At 34.0% G+C, this 20,359-nt stretch carries 19 protein-coding genes; 16 read left to right on the top strand and 3 right to left on the bottom strand.

Translation table 11 applies throughout. The annotated features are described in order from the left end of the window. Positions 1-536: 536 nt before the first annotated feature. Positions 537-1,100: a MerR family transcriptional regulator gene (locus M1D73_RS29175; protein WP_098212960.1), complete on the bottom strand. Its 564-nt coding sequence runs from the start codon at positions 1,098-1,100 to the stop codon at positions 537-539. A 1,489-nt stretch (positions 1,101-2,589) separates the two neighbouring features. Next, positions 2,590-3,558 carry a Replicase RepFR55 gene (locus M1D73_RS29170; protein WP_098212961.1) on the bottom strand — a complete coding sequence of 323 codons (969 nt, stop codon included), beginning with the start codon at positions 3,556-3,558 and terminating at the stop codon, positions 2,590-2,592. Positions 3,559-4,234: 676 nt separating this feature from the next. On the opposite strand from M1D73_RS29170, the gene M1D73_RS29165 reads away from it, so the two are divergent. Then, the gene (locus M1D73_RS29165; protein WP_098212995.1) at positions 4,235-5,365 is read left to right on the top strand and encodes an AimR family lysis-lysogeny pheromone receptor; all 1,131 of its coding nucleotides are present in this window, start codon (positions 4,235-4,237) and stop codon (positions 5,363-5,365) included. Further along, the gene (locus M1D73_RS29160; RefSeq protein ID WP_001031951.1) at positions 5,358-5,504 is read left to right on the top strand and encodes a hypothetical protein; all 147 of its coding nucleotides are present in this window, start codon (positions 5,358-5,360) and stop codon (positions 5,502-5,504) included. Before M1D73_RS29165 ends, M1D73_RS29160 begins: the two co-directional genes overlap by 8 nt. A gap of 257 nt (positions 5,505-5,761) precedes the next feature. Here M1D73_RS29160 and M1D73_RS29155 read toward each other — a convergent pair whose 3' ends face one another. Then, entirely contained in the window at positions 5,762-6,154 is a 393-nt protein-coding gene (locus M1D73_RS29155; protein ID WP_000615757.1) for a helix-turn-helix domain-containing protein, read from the bottom strand. Between the two features lie 105 nt (positions 6,155-6,259). Between M1D73_RS29155 and M1D73_RS29150 the strand changes: the two genes are divergently transcribed. From M1D73_RS29150 to M1D73_RS29085, 14 genes are all read left to right on the top strand, one after another. Continuing rightward, on the top strand, positions 6,260-6,469 hold the full coding sequence (locus M1D73_RS29150) for a helix-turn-helix transcriptional regulator (protein WP_098212962.1): 210 nt from the start codon (positions 6,260-6,262) through the stop codon (positions 6,467-6,469). 163 nt (positions 6,470-6,632) lie between these two features. Further along, the gene (locus M1D73_RS29145; protein ID WP_440046509.1) at positions 6,633-8,909 is read left to right on the top strand and encodes a SpaA isopeptide-forming pilin-related protein; all 2,277 of its coding nucleotides are present in this window, start codon (positions 6,633-6,635) and stop codon (positions 8,907-8,909) included. A gap of 215 nt (positions 8,910-9,124) precedes the next feature. Next, positions 9,125-9,526, top strand: coding sequence for a type IV secretory system conjugative DNA transfer family protein (locus M1D73_RS29140; protein ID WP_431154845.1), 402 nt, complete (start codon positions 9,125-9,127; stop codon positions 9,524-9,526). A 40-nt stretch (positions 9,527-9,566) separates the two neighbouring features. After that, positions 9,567-10,142, top strand: a complete 576-nt coding sequence (locus tag M1D73_RS29135; RefSeq protein WP_098212964.1) for a TraM recognition domain-containing protein — start codon at positions 9,567-9,569, stop codon at positions 10,140-10,142. 103 nt (positions 10,143-10,245) lie between these two features. Beyond that, positions 10,246-10,494, top strand: a complete 249-nt coding sequence (locus M1D73_RS29130; RefSeq protein ID WP_000514061.1) for a hypothetical protein — start codon at positions 10,246-10,248, stop codon at positions 10,492-10,494. Between the two features lie 554 nt (positions 10,495-11,048). Further along, complete coding sequence (locus M1D73_RS29125; RefSeq protein ID WP_086396242.1) at positions 11,049-11,492, top strand: hypothetical protein; 444 nt, start codon at positions 11,049-11,051, stop codon at positions 11,490-11,492. Positions 11,493-11,521: 29 nt separating this feature from the next. Then, positions 11,522-11,746: a hypothetical protein gene (locus tag M1D73_RS29120; protein ID WP_086396672.1), complete on the top strand. Its 225-nt coding sequence runs from the start codon at positions 11,522-11,524 to the stop codon at positions 11,744-11,746. Between the two features lie 31 nt (positions 11,747-11,777). Beyond that, positions 11,778-12,086, top strand: coding sequence for a hypothetical protein (locus M1D73_RS29115; protein WP_098212965.1), 309 nt, complete (start codon positions 11,778-11,780; stop codon positions 12,084-12,086). 108 nt (positions 12,087-12,194) lie between these two features. Then, positions 12,195-12,386 carry a hypothetical protein gene (locus M1D73_RS29110; RefSeq protein ID WP_098212966.1) on the top strand — a complete coding sequence of 64 codons (192 nt, stop codon included), beginning with the start codon at positions 12,195-12,197 and terminating at the stop codon, positions 12,384-12,386. A gap of 39 nt (positions 12,387-12,425) precedes the next feature. Next, on the top strand, positions 12,426-13,511 hold the full coding sequence (locus tag M1D73_RS29105) for a hypothetical protein (RefSeq protein ID WP_098212967.1): 1,086 nt from the start codon (positions 12,426-12,428) through the stop codon (positions 13,509-13,511). Between the two features lie 15 nt (positions 13,512-13,526). Continuing rightward, entirely contained in the window at positions 13,527-14,786 is a 1,260-nt protein-coding gene (locus M1D73_RS29100) for a hypothetical protein (protein ID WP_214134429.1), read from the top strand. 90 nt (positions 14,787-14,876) lie between these two features. After that, entirely contained in the window at positions 14,877-17,432 is a 2,556-nt protein-coding gene (locus M1D73_RS29095) for a VirD4-like conjugal transfer protein, CD1115 family (RefSeq protein WP_098212969.1), read from the top strand. 57 nt (positions 17,433-17,489) lie between these two features. Beyond that, positions 17,490-17,699: a hypothetical protein gene (locus tag M1D73_RS29090; RefSeq protein WP_016128119.1), complete on the top strand. Its 210-nt coding sequence runs from the start codon at positions 17,490-17,492 to the stop codon at positions 17,697-17,699. A gap of 23 nt (positions 17,700-17,722) precedes the next feature. Further along, positions 17,723-20,350 carry a pLS20_p028 family conjugation system transmembrane protein gene (locus tag M1D73_RS29085; protein WP_481158046.1) on the top strand — a complete coding sequence of 876 codons (2,628 nt, stop codon included), beginning with the start codon at positions 17,723-17,725 and terminating at the stop codon, positions 20,348-20,350. The last annotated feature ends 9 nt before the right edge of the window (positions 20,351-20,359 follow it).

Genomic DNA, 20,359 nt, shown 5'->3' with positions numbered 1-20,359 from the left:
GCTATCCCGATAGTTCTTACGTTTAGCTTCATTTCTAAGATTGAGCGCTGTGTTAAGATCTCTATCATGACGTGTGCCACAATAAGGATAATCCTACTCACGAATGTTTAGATTTTTAGCATCTATGTTTTTATAGTTGCAATTGGAACATAATTGACTAGAAGCAAATGTTTTAGATATTACAACTAATTGTTCACTACACCACTTTACTTTATATTTCAACATTGTTTGAAATTGTGACCAAGACATGTCACTAATCGCTTTTACAAACTTTCTATTTTTGAGCATACCACTGAATTATAAGTATTCTTTACCAATGACATGATGCTTTTTGATGATTTTAGTAGAAAGTTTATGTAATTAATCAACCCTTATAATAGCATCATGTATCACAGGCTATTTATTCTAGTTAGGATTAGTAACACAAGTTGTAAAAAACTACATATTCGTGTTGTAAAGATGAGCAAAAAAAAAACGGTAGCTACCGCTTTTTTTTTGCTCAATTATATATATTTGATAAAAAACGTATATCTGATTTAATTTAAATTAAATAAACGTTGAATGAACGTTTTTTTGGTGTTATCTTGATGTTCTTGGCGATCTTCATTTAATAGTTCAATTGCTTTATCCAGTTTTTCTTGTAATAACTGAATCTGTAGATCTTTGTCTTCTTTTTCTGAGCGTTCTTGTAATAACAATTTAATGATATCTTGGTTTTGTTGTACAATTTTATCTTGTTGCTCAAGCATGTGAGAAAATTTTTCTTGAATCATCAAAATATCAGTTTCTGAACGTTTTCTGAGCGTTACTTGAACTTCATTTTCCTCATGAACGCTATCCGTTTTCTGAGCGTTCTCTTCAGTATTTTCCATGCTTTCCATGCTTCTTGTTGCAGCTTCTTCTAGTTTCCAGTTTTGATTTAAGTATTCTTTCATTTGCTTTAAGATATTTATATCATTCTCATAGTAAATTCGTTGATTACGCTCATTTCTTTCAAATATATATTCCATTTTTTCTAGTTCAATTGACCATCTGCGAAGTGTATTGGTGTTTATATCTAGTTGTTTTGCTACTTCTTGTGCAAAATATCCATATTCCAAACTTCACACCTCCATTATTTGTATGTTAGATATTGATTCGTTCTTGAAAAGATCTTTCCTTTAAGAGTAGAAATTTTTATAGGCAGCCATCTAATCATTTGTACTCATATCAGTTTGTTTGTATACATACTTATATATTAAGTCAGTCTATACATCTAGCGTTAATGTTTTTTCAATAATGAACGCTATTCGTTCTAATAGCGTTCATTGTTGGAAGTGAACAAGTATTTATACAACATTAATGTACATAGGAAACTATTTTAAAACTAACTATTAATATTAGAAGTTTGTTGCTGATATAAGAATTTTACTAGATATTTGCAATAGAATCAAAGCTTTCATTAATAGAATTAGCAATTATGTACGGTTTTTATAGTACATATGCCTAAAAAGCAAATAAAAAGCTTTTTTTATGTGAACGCTATGCGTTAAAGTAGCGTTTTATTGTTGTATAGAATCTTGCATAGGGGTTGTTTGGATTTTTAAAAGATGCTGATATTATTTGTTGGGTTTTGAATCTCGAACAGGGTTATTTTTACAAGTAAAAGTAATGAGGATATTGGGAGATGAAATATATTAATTAAATATTAAATAATTATAGCTAAAAAAATTTAATTTGAAGTTTCATTTGTATTAGTATGGACCAGATTTCTGAATAATATACATCATAAATTTGATATGAAATGTAGATGTGTATAGGAAGATGAAAAGGGGGGCAATAGATCTATCTAGACGTTTATTAATTTTACTAGTAATTAGGGTGAAGGATTTCAAGAGTCGTTAAGAGTAATAAAACAGATGTTAGAATAAAATGTAGATTGTACAATAGTTGAAGAGGGGGACAAAGATGCTTGTATAATGAAATCAGTTGTTAAGACAGTGCGTGAAATAAGCTATTATACCTTTTAAAGAGTGAAATCAATGAGTACGAAGATTTTAAAGAACATAGATAATTCATCAAAATTAATTCAATATTATTGATCAATTTTGATGAATAACAAAAGACCACTGTATTGACATAACTAATAGAATCATATTTTAATCGATTGTTTAAAATATGAATTATGCCAAATTATATAAAAAATTAGGGAATCTTTTAGAAAATATGCTAAGCCTCCCTAAAAAGTTACAAATAGATGCAAAGTACTATATTTAATAAATCTTGTTTTAGAAATTAAAATAAATAAAAACATTAGAATTAATATTTGGGCTATAATAGTTATTGTATCAAGGTATTGGAGATTTTTGCTTAGTAAATTTCTAAGTAAATAGTTTAGTAAATAATAATTGAATATACTGGATTTATAAGGTTTAAATTTTATAGTTGAATTAAAAAGAAAAAATTATAGTACATAGAAATATATATGATTTATGAATTATTTTATTGAAGACCAATAAGGTTATAAAGAACTATAGGAAGACATTACAAATAGCCTTGCTGTATATGTTTTTTTTCAGCAAGGCTATTTGTAATTGGATTTTTTTGATTTTAATCGTGTTCTTCTAAAAAATTATAGAAAACAAATGTATGACTATTAGTTGTATCTAAGAGTGAGCTTGTATTTTGTGCATTACGCTTTCTACGTTCTTGCTTCTGTTTAGATTTTTGATTAAACATTTTTATGAAATGTGCAGGATTACTGTTTTCAGCTTTATTAAACTGGAACCATTGCACACATTCTTCAAAATCCCATCTTGTGTAGCGATCAATATCTGGTGGCAATCTTAAAGCAATTGTATACGCATCATTTTCAGATAGGTATGTTAGCTCTTGACTCAAAATGTAGTAATACGCTCTTTTCTGATCTTCACTCAAATAATCATTTAAGTCTTGTAATCTATTATTTTTTCCTTGTTTCTCATGATTGACAGCAGGTTTTGATTGCTTTTCAATGCCGAAAAAATCTAAGGAAGGTGAAGGTTTAAAATTGTTTTTTTGCATAAATTCAAGATCTGTTACATCAGACTTTTTACTAATTTTGTTCTTTAAAAATCTAGTAAAAGTAGCACAAATATCAATTGCTACAGCCCATTTTATCTTGAAATATTCAACAATCTTTAAATAGTTATTATGTATTGTTAAGATGTAAACAGAGGGGGCGATCTTTCCATGCCGTCTTACCTTTATTTGTTGGCATACTCCTAAATCTTGCAGCCAATTAAAAACGTAATTAATAATAGGTTTTGAAATTCCAGATTTTTTGCTGATGTGTTCTTGTCTAACTTGACTATATCCTTCTTGTACTAAATAAGATAAAACAGTCTCTAAAGCTTCGTATTTCCTTTTGGTAAGATAATCTTTTGTGGTAGCACCTTCACACTCTAGGACAATACTATCGATATAAGAAATTATTTTCTTGATTTCTTGATTGATAGCTCCAGGAGTTTTAGATAAGTGATGAATGTGGGGACTTAGTTCCGCTTTTGCTCGACTTAACAAAAAGTTTCGTGAAATCACAAAAAAACCTCCTATTTCTCCCACTAAACACATACAGAAAAAACATGGAAAAATAGAGGTTCTTATTCACATTAAATTCACCTTATGTTATAATTATCGTGATAAGTGAACATTAAAAATGTTAAATAAGACCCTTGCTATTCTAGGAGTTTTAAATTGGTTCATGTCGCCAAACTAGAGACCAATTTAAAACTGAGTATAGTGGGTTTTTTTTCTGTCTACTATTAAAAAAAATATTTTTTCTTCAAAATACAATCTTTCTTTTTATCTTATATTGTTATTAAAATAATATCAATCCCCTCAAGTAGCCTTTGTTATCCTATCTGTAAAAAATATGTGAATTTATTCACTCTAAAAGCATATCTGAATTTAAAAGTTTGTATTTTCTTATCAATTTTTTTAATTTTCTGATAAATAAATATAAAATTTTTATAATGGACACTTTACACATAACTATAAGACCTTCGTGTTAAAATATTTCTAATTATACAATTTATGAGAAAAATATTAAGTTATATAATATAATGACAAGTTTTGATTACCCGATTATAAAAATTAATTATTAACCTCCAAGAATATATCGAAATACTAAACTATAGATTAAAATGTCTTTTTAATAATTTATATTGGGTGATGTGTCTTGTGCTTGGAAGGGGGCTTTACATTGAAGAATTTAATGGGGAAATTGTCGAAAATTAAAACTGAAAAGAAAATAAGTAGTAGACAACTAGCAAAGGAAATTGGAACAAGTAAAACAACAATTGATAACGGACTTCAATGTAAAACAGAAGAGTTTAAATTTGAGATTTTCATAAAGTTAGTTCAAGCCATTTGTGATAGTTCGAAGGAGCAAGGAAAAATCATTCATGAATATATTCTTCTTTGTAAAACACCATTAAATGTGCAAAAAGCATTATGCTATTGCCAAGCAATGGGAGAATATAAATTAATAGCAGATATTATAGAAAAACATTCAGATACAAAAGGATTAAAGAAGTACTTAGCGGTTTATAAAATACAGAACAAAAGGAATCAAAACATAGCAAGAGGTCAGCAACTATTGGATGAGATGTATGTTAAAGATTTCTCTTCAGATACGGTGTGCCAAGCAGCCTTAAACATTTTATATATGGAAGCTATGTATGATAAGCAAAATTATAATGCTGTTATCCCTTATGCTGATCGCACAGATGTTATTTTAAAAGAAGTAAAACAAGAGTACGTTAAGCAATGCTTGGAAATGAAATATAAAGAGCGTTTAGCTTATATATACTTAATGAGAAATGACTTAGAAAGATGTCGCAATACATGCTATGAAATTCTAGATTCTGAATTAGATATTTCTATTATTAAAGCTACAGCTTGGTGTTGTTTAGGAGAAAGTTTTACATTTGAATGCCCATCTACAGCTGAGAAGTATATTAAGAAAGCTATTTCTCTTTGTGAAAGTATTCAAGTTCCACAAAAAACACAAAAATATGTAGCGTTTCATACTACACTAGCGCATTTATATATAGAAAATGGTGTTAATTTGGATAAGATAAGATTTGATCTTATTCATTTATCTGAGAAGGCTTTTTTTGAATGTATGCATGGTGATAGGGAAACAGGAATTAAGCTATATGAAGAACTGAGAAAAGATGGCAAAAAATTTACGGCTTTTCAACAGTATTCGTTTTCGAAAATAAATAATGATATAATAGGATTAAAAGAATCCTTAGAATCTTTCGAATTGACAGGTAATATCTTTTATTCGCAATACGTCAAGAAAGAGCTATTAAAAGAAGAGGTGAAGTCAAGTGAATAAATTTTTAGCGGTTACGTTATATACCGTAATGCTATTGACATCGTTTTTTCAATTAGAAACACCAGATTCACAACATGCAAAAGTGCAAGATACAAATAAATATGTTATGCAAAGAATGGTCGACCCCGGCGGTGGTTAAGCCGTTTAAGCAAGAAAGACGCTACTAAAAGGTAGCGTCTTTCGTACTTTATAATGGTGGTTCATTATTTAAAAGCGTAAAAATTTCGTGCCACTAACACATGAAAATATAAAAAATTCACGTAAATACGGGAGGGTTACAAAATGAATCTTAATCAAGAATGGTTTAATGAAATGATTGACCAGGACAATCAAATTTTAGAAACTTATCGTGAATTATTACTGTTAATTGGAAACTTCCAAGAAGAATAATGGATTTCAGCTATCTTTTAGTTTATTTTTAGTCTCAATTCTATGCGTTAAATATTTTGCATACTCAATCAATTCATTTTCTAATAGTGGTTTATCTTTATCAGGAACATTTTTATAACTTTCGTACAAATCTTGGGCTAAACGTTCTACAATTATTTTCCGATCTTCTGTTGTAAGAGCTTCACTATCACCAATTTTATGATTTAGGAGTCGATCAGTACTTACATTAAAATAAATGGAGATCTTTTGGAGCGTTTCAAAACTTGGCTCTTTCCTGTTATTTTCCCAGTTGGAAATAGTACTACTAGCGACTCCTAAAACATCACCAAGTTCCTTCATATTTAATCCTTTAAGTGTTCTTAGAATTCTAACATTTTCCCCGAAATAATTCTGTATCATTTATTTCACTCCAATCGATTTATTCACCTTTGGGATAAAAAAGTTTCCCTAAAGGATTGACATTCTACTTTAAGGAGAATAGAATGTGATTAAGGGGGTGAGAAATTGACTGTTATACGTAATATTAGACAATCAAAAGGGTTAACAATTCAAGAGCTGTCGGAGGCTTCTGAAATACCCGTGAAAACTCTGTATCACATTGAAACTGGTACAAAAGGAGTTATTGAAAATAGGGCGAAACTTCTTGCCGATATTTTCAATGAACCAATTGAAAAACTTTTTTTTGCTACGTACTATCGAGCAAGATTAGAATGAAACAAATTTTATTTACTCGTTAAACAATAATTATACATCTATATTGTAAATGAACAATACAGAAAAGGGATAACTTAATTAGTATTTTTCAAGTTAATAAAACTGAAAATTCTGTTTTTAGTGATCTTTGAAAACTGCATATCATATGAGGGAGCTGTTAGTCATGTTGAAACGTTCGTATCAAATGCTACTCATTACAATGAGTACGCTTCTTGTAGTAATAAACTTCCTATTTCCGTTTACTAAGGTAAGTGCTGAAGTAATTCAGCGTGAGCAATATAAATTGGATTGGAGTTATAGCCATCAATATGGGAAAGATATTCGAACGGAACTCCTCAAAAATTCTAATGGGCAAATTGCGTACTGTCTTACATATGGACTACGTTCACCGAATGGTGAGGATCTTCCAGAAGTAGGGCGAACAGATAATGTGGTATATAGAGTTTTGATGAATGGATACCCACAGAAATCTCCACAAGAATTAGGTGTTTCAAATTGGAAGGTAGCTCATTATGCAACGCAATTAGCGGTTTGGAATGCATTAGGACAATTATCTATTTCGGAGCTTGAGCATCGTAATGCTAATGTTGAAAAAGCAGCTAAGGGAATTATTTATGCGGCCAATCATAGTAACGCAACACAAGAAACTTACATGAATGTAATTCCAACTGATAATCAAGAAGCAAAACTTAATGGTGAGTACTTTGAAACGAGTTTGTACCAAGTAGAAAGTAACGCTAAAAATGGTGTATTCGCTGTAAACCTTACAAATGAACCGAATGGTACAAAAATTGTTTCCGAGAATGGAGAAATGAAAAAACAATTCCAATTAGGAGAGAAATTTCGTATTTTGGTTCCGAAATCCTCCAATACAGGTAACCTTTCCTTAAATATTAATTCTAATTTAGTCAATTTACATGCAGTTGCTTACAAAGGAACTGATAAAATTCAAGATGCTAACGTTCTATTAGAGCGTAATGAAGAAAAAGTAAGTGCAAATTTAAATATGAATTGGAAGTCAGTAGGTCAATTAGAAGTTATTAAAGTAGGAGAACAAAAAGAGGTATTACAAGATGCTGTATTTGATGTGTTTAATAGTATGAATGAAAAGGTTGGTACTATTACTACAAATGAACAAGGAATTGCTAGCCTTTCTAGTTTAGAAGTCGGAACTTATACTCTTAAAGAGGTAAAATCACCTACTGGTTATGTAATGAATGAACAGCTACAACAGATTGAAGTTAAAACAGGTGAGATTGCAAGAGTTACAGTACAAAATAATAAAGTAATAGGGAATATTGAGATTAAGAAATTAAGTGACAGCGGAACAACTCTTTCAAAAGTAGAGTTTACAGTGTTCACAGCAGAGGGAAAAGAAATTACAAAAACAACTACAAACGAGCAAGGGATTGCAAAAGTGAAGGATCTTTCGTATGGAAAGTATTATTTTGTTGAGACAAAAGGGGTAGAAGGATACCTTCTTAATCAAACAAAATATCCATTCGAGATTAAAGAGCAAGGAAAAATGCTAACATTCACAGTCGAAAATAAAGAAGTAAAAGGAAACGTGCAACTTCTAAAAGTAGATGGAGAGAATCCAGATAAAAAATTAGAAGGTGCAGTGTTTGTTCTTCAAGATAGTAAAGGGAAGAAAATAAGTGAACACAAAAGTGATAAAAACGGTTTGATTGAAGTGAAAGACTTACCATTTGGAGCATACTCATTTGTTGAGAAGCAAGCACCAACTGGCTATGTTTTAACGAAAGAATCTATTCCTTTTAGTATTTCGGAACAAGGAAAGACAATCATGCTAACAGCGAAAAATAAGCACATCACAGGAGAATTAGAGATTAGCAAGGTAGATATTGCAGATGGCAACAATAAGCTTCCGAACGCTGAATTTACTATCTTTAACGAGCAAGGAAAAGAAGTTGCAAAAGGAAAAACGGATGAAAACGGCATTGCAAAATTCAAGATTCCATATGGAAAGTACACGTATAAAGAAACATTCGCACCAGACGGCTATTTACTGAATAAAGAAATATTCTCTTTTGAAATTAAAGAGGATGGTCAAATTATTAAGCACACGGTGAAGGATCAGAAGAAACCGACACCATCTACACCAGAGACACAAAAACCAGAACAGCCAGAACAACCACAAATACCACAAAAGCCAGAGCAACCAGAAGCACCACAACCGCAGGTACCGGAACAACCAAAAGTAACCGAAAAACCTGTCATTCCACAACTAGAGAAACCACAACAGATAGTTATGAAACCACAACTAGAACAAACACCAAAGAAAATCGAAACGTATCTTCCGACAACAGGCGGTAAAGCCGAAAATCCATACATAAAATGGATTGGTCTTGCATGTGTCGTACTTGGCTTAATAGTAGACGTATTTGCAGTAAGAAACCGTAAGAAAGCTCAATCTTAGTATGAAAGAATATGAAGCACATTTTAGCGAAATTGATGAAAATCCGTTAGGGTTTGCTATTGGATGTCGAAATGCATGTATATTCGTAATTCCCATTTGGACAGTTGTTCTTTGGATAGGGAGCAAGATATAAGAAACTGAGAGGGAGATAGAATTAAATGTAAAAAATCTACGTCGGTAAAATGAAAAATTTAGGGAAACCTGGGGAAGGCGTTATGCGGCGCAAGAGTGCTTGGTTGTCTGAAGAATTGATGCAAGCAATTTCAATTGCTCAAACTGTAATTAAACCATTAAAACAACATGATTATTGGATAGAGTCCGCTACGAAATTATTAGCAGGAAGTATTTTATATTTGGATCAACGGCATAAAAACTTATACTACCTAGATGTGAAGAAAGTTATTCAGTTCATGGAAAAAATCTATGAGAGCGAAGCGAACTTGGTAGAAGTAGTGGATTCGCTCGAGAATGAGCATCCAGCTTATCATATCTTCCATGAGCTAGGTCTTTATTCAAAAGAAACCAGGGATGCGTTAACTATCACTTTGCTATACATTCTTGAAAAACATCAACGTGAAAAGCAAGGGGAACAAAAAGAGTATTTTTGGTTTCAGTAGTAGTCAGAAGAGGGAAGTGAAATAGAAAGGAGTGCAATACATGTTAGGCGTAGCTAAGAAGTATACAAAGATGATTAGAGCGTTGAAAGAACTGAATGAAGGAGAAAAGGTTGCAGGTATCATAAAAGATCGTTTTGGAGCTTACAAATCGGTCATAGAAGATGTGCAGGAAACAACCAATGATTTTATTTTTATTTTTGATCCAAAAGGCATCTTTTATGAAGATACACATCATGAAAAACGAGAACAAGGGTATCGCATCATCAAACATGATTTATTAACTGGTTATGAAACGCTACAAATGGATCTAAAACAAAAATCCGTTGTGTACATCAGTGTAGAAACGGAAATAAGTACGTATCAAGAGAGAGGAGAAGCATTATCTAAATTTCTTCAGTATCTAACAGAATGCAAGAATATAAGACCAATTCACCTGATATTTCATCAATATGATTTGTACCCAATCCCTCATATGGAGCAGTTTTTAAAAGAAAGCGCAACATACCACATTCAGCATTCAATCGTAGTTGAATCTCAATCCGCATTACAGCACATATACGGAAAAGAGGCAGCACAACGCATTATCACTTCGTACAACACAACAATCCTAGCATGATAAGAAGCATTCGTTCACTATTTCATCCTATCTAGATGGCTAGAAAACTAGACAAGGGGGAAGCATTTTTCTCCCTTCTTTATCAAAAATAGGAGGCGTTCATATGGGAAAAGAAAAAAGACTCACATTTTATGATATTGCGGCATCACAAGCTCATAGTGTTAAAACTTTTGATGGAAAAACATACGAACTGAAAGGCACCATCGCAATTGAAAATAGCACAGGAAGCATTGAAAAGGTGGCTCAAATTTATTATCAAGTGCGCTCGGTTAGAGATGAACATCAAAACTTAATTGCTAAACGAAAAAATAAACATGCGGAATTAGTAGCTGTCAAACAAAAATGTAAATAAAAAAAGCGATTTTGAAGTGTGCTGAGAACATAGCACAAAGTAAGTTGTTCTTTGACAATTTAGATATATATTGTGTATCTCTTCCTTTCAGTAATGATGTAGAAAGGTGAAATATACAATATATATGCGTGCCTCCCTTCGAAAGGTCACTAGAGGGGTTAGGTATACGTTTATCGTTGGGTGAGTAAGATCGTAAAACTCATCTGTGACCACTGGGAAATGCAGTGTATCAAAGACCTGTTTGTGTCAGTACTCGTGAGGAATATCCCATTTTGACATTCTGAAGAAGCGAGGAACATCACAACAGTAGATACATAAGGTTCTACGTTCACGCCAAAATACGTAGTGCGGTATTGGGCATATAGAAGCTAGGTCGGGATTAGTCTCTATACGCATGCCAATACAGGGTTCGTCATTCCAGCCATAAATGATATTTCCATTTTCTATCCCACTTTCCTTTAAATGTTATAAAATAAAGACAGATGTTGGAGTTTAAAAGTGTCTCATCACACTTCAAAATCGCTTATAAAAATATGACATAGGGAGGAACACACATGAGTCGTAAAGGGTGGATCATTTCCGCTGTTGTTGGACTGTTAATTGCAATTGGTATTGGTTCAACATTTGTCTTTAGTTCGGGAAAAGGGGAAGTAATGGAACTTAGTCCGTTAGAAATGAAGAAGTTCATGAGTGAGGATGGCACAGGTTTTGTTTTGTTAAATTCCACTAAAAAGAAAAGAGAGGATTGGCTTCATGTTGTAAAAAAAGTAGCACAGCAAGAAAAAATTCAAGTGCAAGAATTAGATGAAGAGAGAGAAGATATACCGGGTTCCAGCAACCCGTATGATTGGGGCTTATCTCAAAAAAGAGATTCACTGGCATATTATGAAAAAGGTAAGCTGAAAAAAGATATTAAAATTCCAAAAATCAAACCTTCAGAACTTGAAAAAGAAGTTACCTATTTTGTGCAAAATTGCAAAGAGCAATATCAGAAGTAATCACATAATCATTGAAAGGTGGTGATACAGTGGCGATTACACAAAGAGAATTAAAAAAAGAAAAAGATATGGTAGCAAACCTATTAAGAGCCAATGGTCAGGATTATAACCATTGGCTTCATTTACATCATCAGAAATACATTGAAGAAAATCAAGATCTAGTAATGAAGGCTTTGCAAGCTTATAAGGCAACACCAACAGAAGTGAAAGAAGAAAGCAAGGCGAATGAATCAAGTCAGCTTAGTAACGTATAAGCATTTAAAAATGAAAAGGGAGTGAATGTATATGTCAATGTTGGAAACATTATCTCAAATGTTAGTGTTAGGTGATGCGATGGACGGTCTAATTAATACAGGTAATTCATTTATTGCATGGATGCAAAGAGGGGCAATGGTTAGTACAGCGATTGTATTTTGTTGGGGTGCTTATCTATTAATTTGGGGTGGTGAACGAGGAAGACATAAATGTATTTGGTGGTTTCTTGGTGGGGCAGCAGGACTCGTTATTGTAATGGGATGCCAATACTTAGCAGAGAGCGTAAATAGCAATGTGAAATTTGGTCAAATCTTATTCCCGTTTTTTTGGATGAACTAGTGAAAAAATATAATTAAGGCAATGAGGGAGCTATGCAAAGGGTATGGCTTTTTTTGTTGCCTTTTTTTCGTGGAATTTTAGTTTTATTAAGCAATCGGGGTGTTAATTATGAGATTAACAAGTGTATTGGAGAGCGTTTCGGTTATTGGTAATATACAACCGATTATGACAGTACCAACAACAGAAGGGCTGTTAAGAGCTTTGATATTCTTCATCGTTATTTGGGTATTGATTTCTGTTTTTTGTATCTATCATAAGTACGCAACCAATAAAGCTGAAAATAATAGTTCAAAAGATTAATCGAAATAAATTTAAATCAAACGGAAGAAAGGAGAAGTCATGTTTGTCATTTTTAAGAGTAGCAATGGAACAGAAATTGAGTCGGGTAAGCAATATTCGTTTCATGAAGCTTATATCTTAACGAAACGATTAGAACGTATTTATAGAGCAGCTGGGCGACAAGAACATATTGATTTCGATTTGTTAGATGGTCATTCCAATGAAATTTATAACGGTACGTTATCACTTGGTTCGAGATATGCAGATCACATTTTTGATCACATTTCTAAAAAAATGAATGTAATGCAATTAGATCCGGAACAAGAGGAACAAAAAAAGGAGCTGTTAGAAACGTTAGAAAGGGAAATCAATGATTCTCCCTTTCATGAAGAATATGAATATCAAGAAGAATTACCAGTAAGAAAGGAAGAACCCTCTTATAGTCCAACGAATGAAATAGAGCCACAAGTAAAGCCTGGAAAGGAAAATAGAAAAGGATTCAAGATTATTGCGAGTGTCATAGGAAGCGTGGTGTTAATTGGAGCTGGTGCCATATTTGCCTTTAAGTTATTCTCTTCCGAACCAGTTTCGAGTGCAAATGCTGGCTCGGAACAATATGTAGTAAAAGGATTACAACAGGCAGCCATTCAGCAGTATGGAGAAGCCGTTAAATACTTCGATAAGGTCAATTACACAGAATTAGATAAAGATAGCCAGAAGGCAGTTTTATTTACTTATTTATTAAACGGAAAGGCAAATAAAGCATTACAATATGAGCCGAAATTTGCAGAAAGTGTGGTTGCTTATTTTATTGGGATAGACAACATGAATAAAATCAATGAAATTGATGTCAAAAATGATGTGATCGACTTTGAAAAGGCAGCACTTAATAAGAAATATGAGGAGGTAATTAAGCTTAAGGGTAAAGTCAATATGGACGGTAGACGTGAAAAACTCATTGTTGAAGCTTTTGTACATCTAAAAAAATATGAAGATTGTTATTCCTTTGCTAAAACGCAAGGAAATAAAAATGTAATGAAAGAGGTCAAAGAATTAGAGAAACGAGATATTCAACAATCTACGATAAGTGAAGAAGAAAAGAAAGCTAAGATTGAAAAAATTGATAAAGATCTACAGAACATCTAAGGGGGAGAGAATAACATGCCTTTAAATTATGAGAATCTGTACAAAAAAATGGGAATTGTTTTCCTTGGTGGTTCATTGATATTAAGTACGACAGGTTGCAGTTGGTTTGGAAGTAAGGAATCATCAAAAAGTAAATCAGCTATTACAAAAAAAGTAGATAAGAATAAACCAGAGGAAAAGAAAGAAGATCTGAACAAACAAGATTTTGAAGCAATTACAGAGAATGCAATTCAAAGTAAAGATAATGAAGTTGCTTATGTACTCGAAGAGCTGGATAAATCAAAAATTAATTTTAAAGAAAAATCTATTGTAAGTAATCTTCAAAATGGGGATGACACCACTTCTCGTGTTCTAGCACTCTTTGATAAAGAAACAACAGATAAAACACTTCAAGATACAACAAAAGATAATGTGATTGCAGCTATTACGGATAATAAGCCACAAGTCACCGTGAATGGAGATCATTTTGCATTCGGTGATCAAAATATTGATTCTTCAGTAGCGAGTATAGGTGATATTCTTCCATCAGAGAAGAAACCAGATACAATTGTAAACCCACCAATAATAACGGAGGGTGAGAATGGTAATACGGAAAATACAGGGACAGAAAAACCAAAGCCACCAATAGAGGCGGAAAAACCAACAAATCCAGAGAAGGCAACAGATCCGGAAAAACCAACAAACCCAGAGAAGCCAACAGATCCGGAAAAACCAACAAATCCAGAGAAACCGACAGAACCGGAAAAACCAACAAATCCAGAGAAACCGACAGAACCGGAAAAACCAACAGATCCAGGTAAACCGACAGAACCGGAAAAACCAACAGAACCAGAGAAACCAACAGAACCAGAGAAACCAACAGAACCAGAGAAACCAACAGAACCAGAAAAGCCAACAGAACCAGAGAAGCCAACAGATCCAGGAAAGCCAACAGAACCGGAGAAACCAACAGAACCAGAGAAACCAACAGAACCAGAAAAGCCAACAGAACCAGAGAAACCAACAGAACCAGAGAAACCAACAGAACCAGAGAAACCAACAGAACCAGAGAAACCAACAGAACCAGAGAAACCAACAGAACCAGAAAAGCCAACAGAACCAGAGAAACCAACAGAACCAGAAAAGCCAACAGAACCAGAGAAGCCAACAGATCCAGGAAAGCCAACAGAACCGGAAAAACCAACAAATCCAGAGAAGCCGACAGAACCAGAGAAACCAACGAATCAAGAAAAGCCAGTTCTGAAACAAAATGAAAAGATGGTAGCGAGTAAATAAAGAGAAAACAACAGATTTTTCCAAAAAGGTATTCATAAAAAGAGTACCTTTTTAATTTGAAGCTGGATTGAACAGAGGTGAAACTTTGATATGTATAGTGAAAAGATATCAATCAAATATAAATTAGCTGAAAAAGAAGTACTCATTCCATTGAGTGCTTTTTTGTTTGTTGGAATGTTTTTGATCGCTAATTTTTTACTCAATTTATCTTTAGAGCTGATAGAAACAACATTTAGTGATTTATTACATCCTAAACCATTCCATATGGAGGTAGGATTTCTTTTTCAGATGCCAATTGCAGAACATCCAATTTACTACATGCTTGTTTTCCTTGTAGTGATTGGAACTATAGCGAGAACAGTGTACAAATTGAAATCTTCCTTTAAAAACTTAAATAATCATCAGAAAGGATCTAGTCGTTTTACAACAGTTGAAGAGCTGAAAAAGCAGTATCGAGCTGTACCAGATCGAGAGGAATCATTTAAAGGTGGCGGTGGTGTTGTTATCTCACGATTAGGTGACAAGGTATTTATTGATGATAGTCCGGTAAATAATTTAATCATTGGTACAACACGCTCTGGTAAAGGGGAAACCTTTGTATTTCCTACAATTGATGTCTATTCTAGAGCGGAACATAAACCATCATTAATTTTTAACGATCCAAAGGGGGAATTGTTCAGCGCATCGAAAGAAACGCTGGAAGAACGAGGGTATCACATTGAAGTTTTGAATTTATTAACTCCACTTGATTCTATGAGTTATAACTTATTGCAGCTTGTCAAAGATGCCTATAAAGATGGAGATTATTCAACGGCACAGGCATTATGTAAGACGCTCTCACACACTTTGTATTACAACCCAACTGTAAAAGATCCTTTTTGGCAACAGTGTGCTATGAGCTTGTGTAACGCCATGATATTAGCCGTTACAGATAAATGTATTGCGGAGGGTACAGAAGAAAAAATCACAATGTATGCAGTTGCAAATATGTTATCAGAACTTGGTTCAAAAGAAGTAATTGTAGATCCGGAAGCTGATCCACAAAATGCATTAGATTTATACTTTGAAGGTTTACCAGCGGATAGTGTTGCGAAGATGCAATATGCAACCTCAAACTTTTCAAAAGGAACGACACGAGGTGGGATTTTCACTCAAACAATGAACGGACTTTCTATTTTTACATTTGATGAAATCGCTAAAATGACCGCAAAAAATAGTGTGGATTTAAAACGTGTCGGTTTTGGAAAAACGATAAAAGGAAAAGTGACACCTAGAAAACGAGTAGACATTGTATTTCCAGATGGCTCAAAGGAGTCTATCAAGGCAGATATTACAGGACGTTTTGCATTAGATTTCAAACAAGTAATACAAGTTGGAGATACCATTCAATGTAACGAAAAAGAAAACCCTCAAACGAAAACATCTATTACTATTACAAAAATAGATGAAAAAACGGGTCATACAGAATTTAAAGTGGTAGAAGAAAATGAAGATATGAAAATAATAAAAGTGGATTATTTCGATAAGCCAGTCGCTATTTTTATGATTACACCAGACTTTGATTCTTCGAACCATGTGATTGCTTCTATTTTTGTAAGGCAGCTTTATTTTATATTGGCAAAGGGTGCATCCCTCGCTCGTGGAGGGAAATGTCACCGTGAGGTGGTTTTTTGCCTGGATGAGTTTGGTAATATGCCAAGTATTGAAGGGATGGCGAATATTATCACGGTTTGTCTCGGTAGAAATGTTCGCTTTAATCTTATCATTCAAGCATATTCACAATTAAAAAATAAGTATGGTGAGGATGCAGATACGATTGATGGAAACTGTGGGAATACCATTTACATTCTAACTAACGATCAAGAAACCGCCGAAAAAGTTTCCAAAAAACTAGGGGATCAGACGATTAACCTACCTTCTCGAAGCGGAAAAGGTCTTTCTACTGATAAAAATAAAACGGAAGGTCTAGATCAACGCCCACTGTTAACAGCAAATGAACTTATGAATTTTAAAGAAGGTGAAAGTGCCGTTATTCGTGTTATAAAACGTCAGGATAATAACAGAAAACGGATCAGACCTCGCCCAATTTATAATACGGGAGAAACAGCCTTAAAATACAGATGGGAGTACTTAGGCGTAGAATTCGATACAGATAAATCTATATTAGATATAGATATTGATTCCCTACATGATGACGTAAATCCAAATTCACTCATTGTAGATTTTTTAGGAGAAAGAAAGGAAAAACCATCAGAGCCGAAACAGGAAGATGTACCATCAGTAGAGACAATGCAGCCAATAGAAGAACCAACCATGATGGGAATTGATGAAGAGATTCCCGAAGAGGCGTTTCAGCAGGAAGATAGCCCGTTTGATTCTCTCTCCATTGAAAATTGGAAGGAAAAAACGGTTAATGAATTTTTTGAATCTGATTTAGCAGTTTTGAAACTGGTTGATAAGTTCTTTCTAGCGCAATTAGGTAAATCAATAGATGAAGTTGAAAATCAAGAAATGGGCGAGTTTTACAGTGAATTTCAAATGTTAGCTCACAATGACCACATCGACAAAAGTGTCTATCAAGCAGTCGAAAACAAGATTAATCGAATCTTGCGTGATTTAGAAGAAAAAGAACAAGTAACAAGTTAGAAAGCACTCAAATAATTGAGTGCTTTTTTGATTCCAAACATAAAGGAGGAAGAGGGAATGTGTGTACCGACAATAACGGATAAAATGCAATTGATTTTAGATAGTTACTCGCCATTTGTAACAGAAGAAAATGAGGTCATTCTTGGTCTAGAAGATGCGGTTCTTTTCCTTTCAGTAGATCGGGAACAAAAAGGAAAATTGATTATTCGTATCGACAGACTAAATGAAAGGGTGAGTTGGACAGCAAAAGAAGTATTGGGACAATAGCAAGCATGAGAGGAGGGTAAATAGTGAAAGATGAAGAGATTTTAAAGGTTTTAGAATCGTTCTCGGATTATCTACAAGTAGGAGACATCGTGAATTATGTATTGCGTTGGCTAGGATGGTTCCTAATTGTAGGCTTATCTTTAGTTGTAGATGCTTTAGAAGGTGTGACAGATGCAATTCTGGGGATTAAAGGATTCTTTAATTCACCGGAAATACAAAATTTTGTTGATATGTTATATCCATTGTTTGTCGTTCTTTTAGCCATTTCGTTTTTATATATTGGCTACATGTTTATTATGAACAAACAAATAAATCGTTCTCAAATTATCATCAATATTTTCATAACATTGAGTGTAATTTGTTTATTAAGTACTGGTATGACAAAGGTCGATAAGTTCACCGATGATGCCATAGCGGTTGTGAAATCTGAACAAAAGGGTTCTTTAAGTGATGAAATTATTAAGAAGAATATAACGGATGTTGCAGTGATAGATCAAAATGGATGGAAAAAGAAAGAGGACATGAATCCGAAAAATCATATTCCAGAAAAAAACATTAGACAGATTGATATTACAGAAAAAATTGATTCGGATTTTGAGTTCGCTAAAGATAAAAAATTATCAGATGATGGACAAAAATTATTGAAAAATAAAAGAGTAATGGATGGGATGGGAGTCGCATCTTTAGCAGAATTAAAAGATGGATGGTTTGATTTCTTTCCAGAAAAGTATTATCGCTGGCATTGGAACTTTTGGAATATATTTTTTACTTTACTGATAACGGGATTAACTTTGTTATTAGTAAGTATTAAATTAGCAAGATTATTTTATGAATTGTCTTTTAACTACTTGTTAGCAAATATATTAGCACCAGCCGATGTTGCGAATGGTCAAAAGTTAAAAGCTGTATTATCTAATATCCTCAATATATTTATAGCAACGATTATGATATTCCTATCTTTGAAGCTATACCTAATAGGAACAGCTTTTCTCCATGACAAATTAAATGGTGTACCGTATCTGATTGCATTAGCCGCATTTAGTATGGCTGTTCTAGATGGTCCAGCAGCCGTAGAAAGGTTATTCGGTATAGATATTGGGTTAAAAAGCAGTTGGGGCATGTTAGTAGGTGGTTTCGCACTTGGTAAAGGAATTGGCAGTCTCGCAAATTCAAAACCAATGGAGAGTCTCGGGAATATGATTGGAAAAGGAGCGAAAGGTGCAGCAGAAGGAACTGGTGTTGCAGCAGCTAAAACAGCAAGTGCGGCAGCGATGGCAACAGGTGGAATGGCTGGTCTCATAAGTGGCTTAAAAAATGGAAATGAGTCTGAAAATAAAGATTCATTACAAGATCAAATGAAAAAAGCTGGTGAGAAGAAAGCAAATGGAAATGATGAAGCAAATAAGGAAAAAGAAAAAGGCAACTTAAATAAGGAAAAAGATAAAAAGAATAGTGGTACGCCATCACTTCAAGAAGACATGAAAAAAGGAGGGAACGAAAACCCTGGGGTAGCGAATGGGCAAGAATCGGGAACAACAAGTCTTCAAGATGAAATGAAAGAAGCTGGAAAAGCAAATGGATCAAATGAAGGAAATCAAGCACCAGGAACAGTAAAACAAGGAACAAGTGAAGGAAGTCAAACACCAGGAACAGTAAGACAAGGAGCAAATGAAGGAGTTCAAACACCAGGAACAGTAAAACAAGGAACAAGTGAAGGAAGTCAAACACCAGGAGGCGTAAGACAAGGAGCAAATGAAGGAAATCAAACACCAGGAGGCGTAAGACAAGGAGCAAATGAAGGAAATCAAACACCAGGAGGCGTAAGACAAGGAGCAAATGAAGGAGCAAATGAAGGAGTTCAAACACCAGGAGGCGTAAGACAAGGAGCAAATGAAGGAGCAAATGAAGGAGTTCAAACACCAGGAACAGTAAGGCAAGGAGCAAGTGAAGGAAATCAAACACCAGGAACAGTAAGACAGGGAGCAAATGAAGGGAATCAAACACCAGGAACAGTAAGGCAAGGAGCAAGTGAAGGAAGTCCAACACCAATAGAAACACCAAGACCAGCATCAAGCGGAAGTAGCCCGGCACCAGTAGAAACACCAAGACCAGCATCAAGCGGAAGTAGCCCAGCACCAGTAGAAACACCAAGATCAGTACCAAATGGAAGTAGCCCGGCACCAGTAGAAACACCAAGATCAGTACCAAATGGAAGTAGCCCAGCACCAGTAGAAACACCAAGATCAGTACCAAATGGAAGTAGCCCGGCACCAGTAGAAACACCAAGATCAGTACCAAATGGAAGTAGCCCGGCACCAATAGAAACACCAAGATCAGTACCAAGTGGAGGAAGCCCGGCATCAGCCGACATCGTAACGGTGACACATAGTAGCCCAATTATTCCTTATGAAAGTGATAAAGAAGTGGCAGCAAGTAGCAGTAAGGAAATACGGACATTGGGACAATATACAACGGATAAAGTTAAACATACGACATCATCAGTGAAACAAAAAGTAAGAGGTGTACAAGAACGAATTAATACTTCTGAAACGGTACAAAATACAAAGCGTTTTTATCAAATGGGTCAAAATACGGGTAAAAGTTGGAGAGATATCGTGAGCAAAAATAAAAAGAATACGGATAAAAAATAAGCGTAATCG

This window comes from Bacillus sp. PK3-067 (assembly GCF_056738645.1).
The sequence above is the reverse complement of the archived record's forward strand: the minus strand, read 5'-3'. Positions and strand labels throughout refer to the sequence as shown.

Excerpts from the sequence above, each read along its gene's own strand:
- M1D73_RS29115 (WP_098212965.1), top strand. The coding sequence starts at position 11,778 with ATGTCAATGTTGGAAACATTATCTCAAATGTTAGTGTTAGGTGATGCG.
- M1D73_RS29165 (WP_098212995.1), top strand. The coding sequence starts at position 4,235 with ATGGGGAAATTGTCGAAAATTAAAACTGAAAAGAAAATAAGTAGTAGA.
- M1D73_RS29125 (WP_086396242.1), top strand. The coding sequence starts at position 11,049 with ATGAGTCGTAAAGGGTGGATCATTTCCGCTGTTGTTGGACTGTTAATT.
- M1D73_RS29140 (WP_431154845.1), top strand. The coding sequence starts at position 9,125 with ATGCGGCGCAAGAGTGCTTGGTTGTCTGAAGAATTGATGCAAGCAATT.
- M1D73_RS29155 (WP_000615757.1), bottom strand. The coding sequence starts at position 6,154 with ATGATACAGAATTATTTCGGGGAAAATGTTAGAATTCTAAGAACACTT.
- M1D73_RS29110 (WP_098212966.1), top strand. The coding sequence starts at position 12,195 with ATGAGATTAACAAGTGTATTGGAGAGCGTTTCGGTTATTGGTAATATA.
- M1D73_RS29135 (WP_098212964.1), top strand. The coding sequence starts at position 9,567 with ATGTTAGGCGTAGCTAAGAAGTATACAAAGATGATTAGAGCGTTGAAA.
- M1D73_RS29100 (WP_214134429.1), top strand. The coding sequence starts at position 13,527 with ATGCCTTTAAATTATGAGAATCTGTACAAAAAAATGGGAATTGTTTTC.
- M1D73_RS29095 (WP_098212969.1), top strand. The coding sequence starts at position 14,877 with ATGTATAGTGAAAAGATATCAATCAAATATAAATTAGCTGAAAAAGAA.
- M1D73_RS29145 (WP_440046509.1), top strand. The coding sequence starts at position 6,633 with ATGTTGAAACGTTCGTATCAAATGCTACTCATTACAATGAGTACGCTT.
- M1D73_RS29130 (WP_000514061.1), top strand. The coding sequence starts at position 10,246 with ATGGGAAAAGAAAAAAGACTCACATTTTATGATATTGCGGCATCACAA.
- M1D73_RS29105 (WP_098212967.1), top strand. The coding sequence starts at position 12,426 with ATGTTTGTCATTTTTAAGAGTAGCAATGGAACAGAAATTGAGTCGGGT.
- M1D73_RS29090 (WP_016128119.1), top strand. The coding sequence starts at position 17,490 with ATGTGTGTACCGACAATAACGGATAAAATGCAATTGATTTTAGATAGT.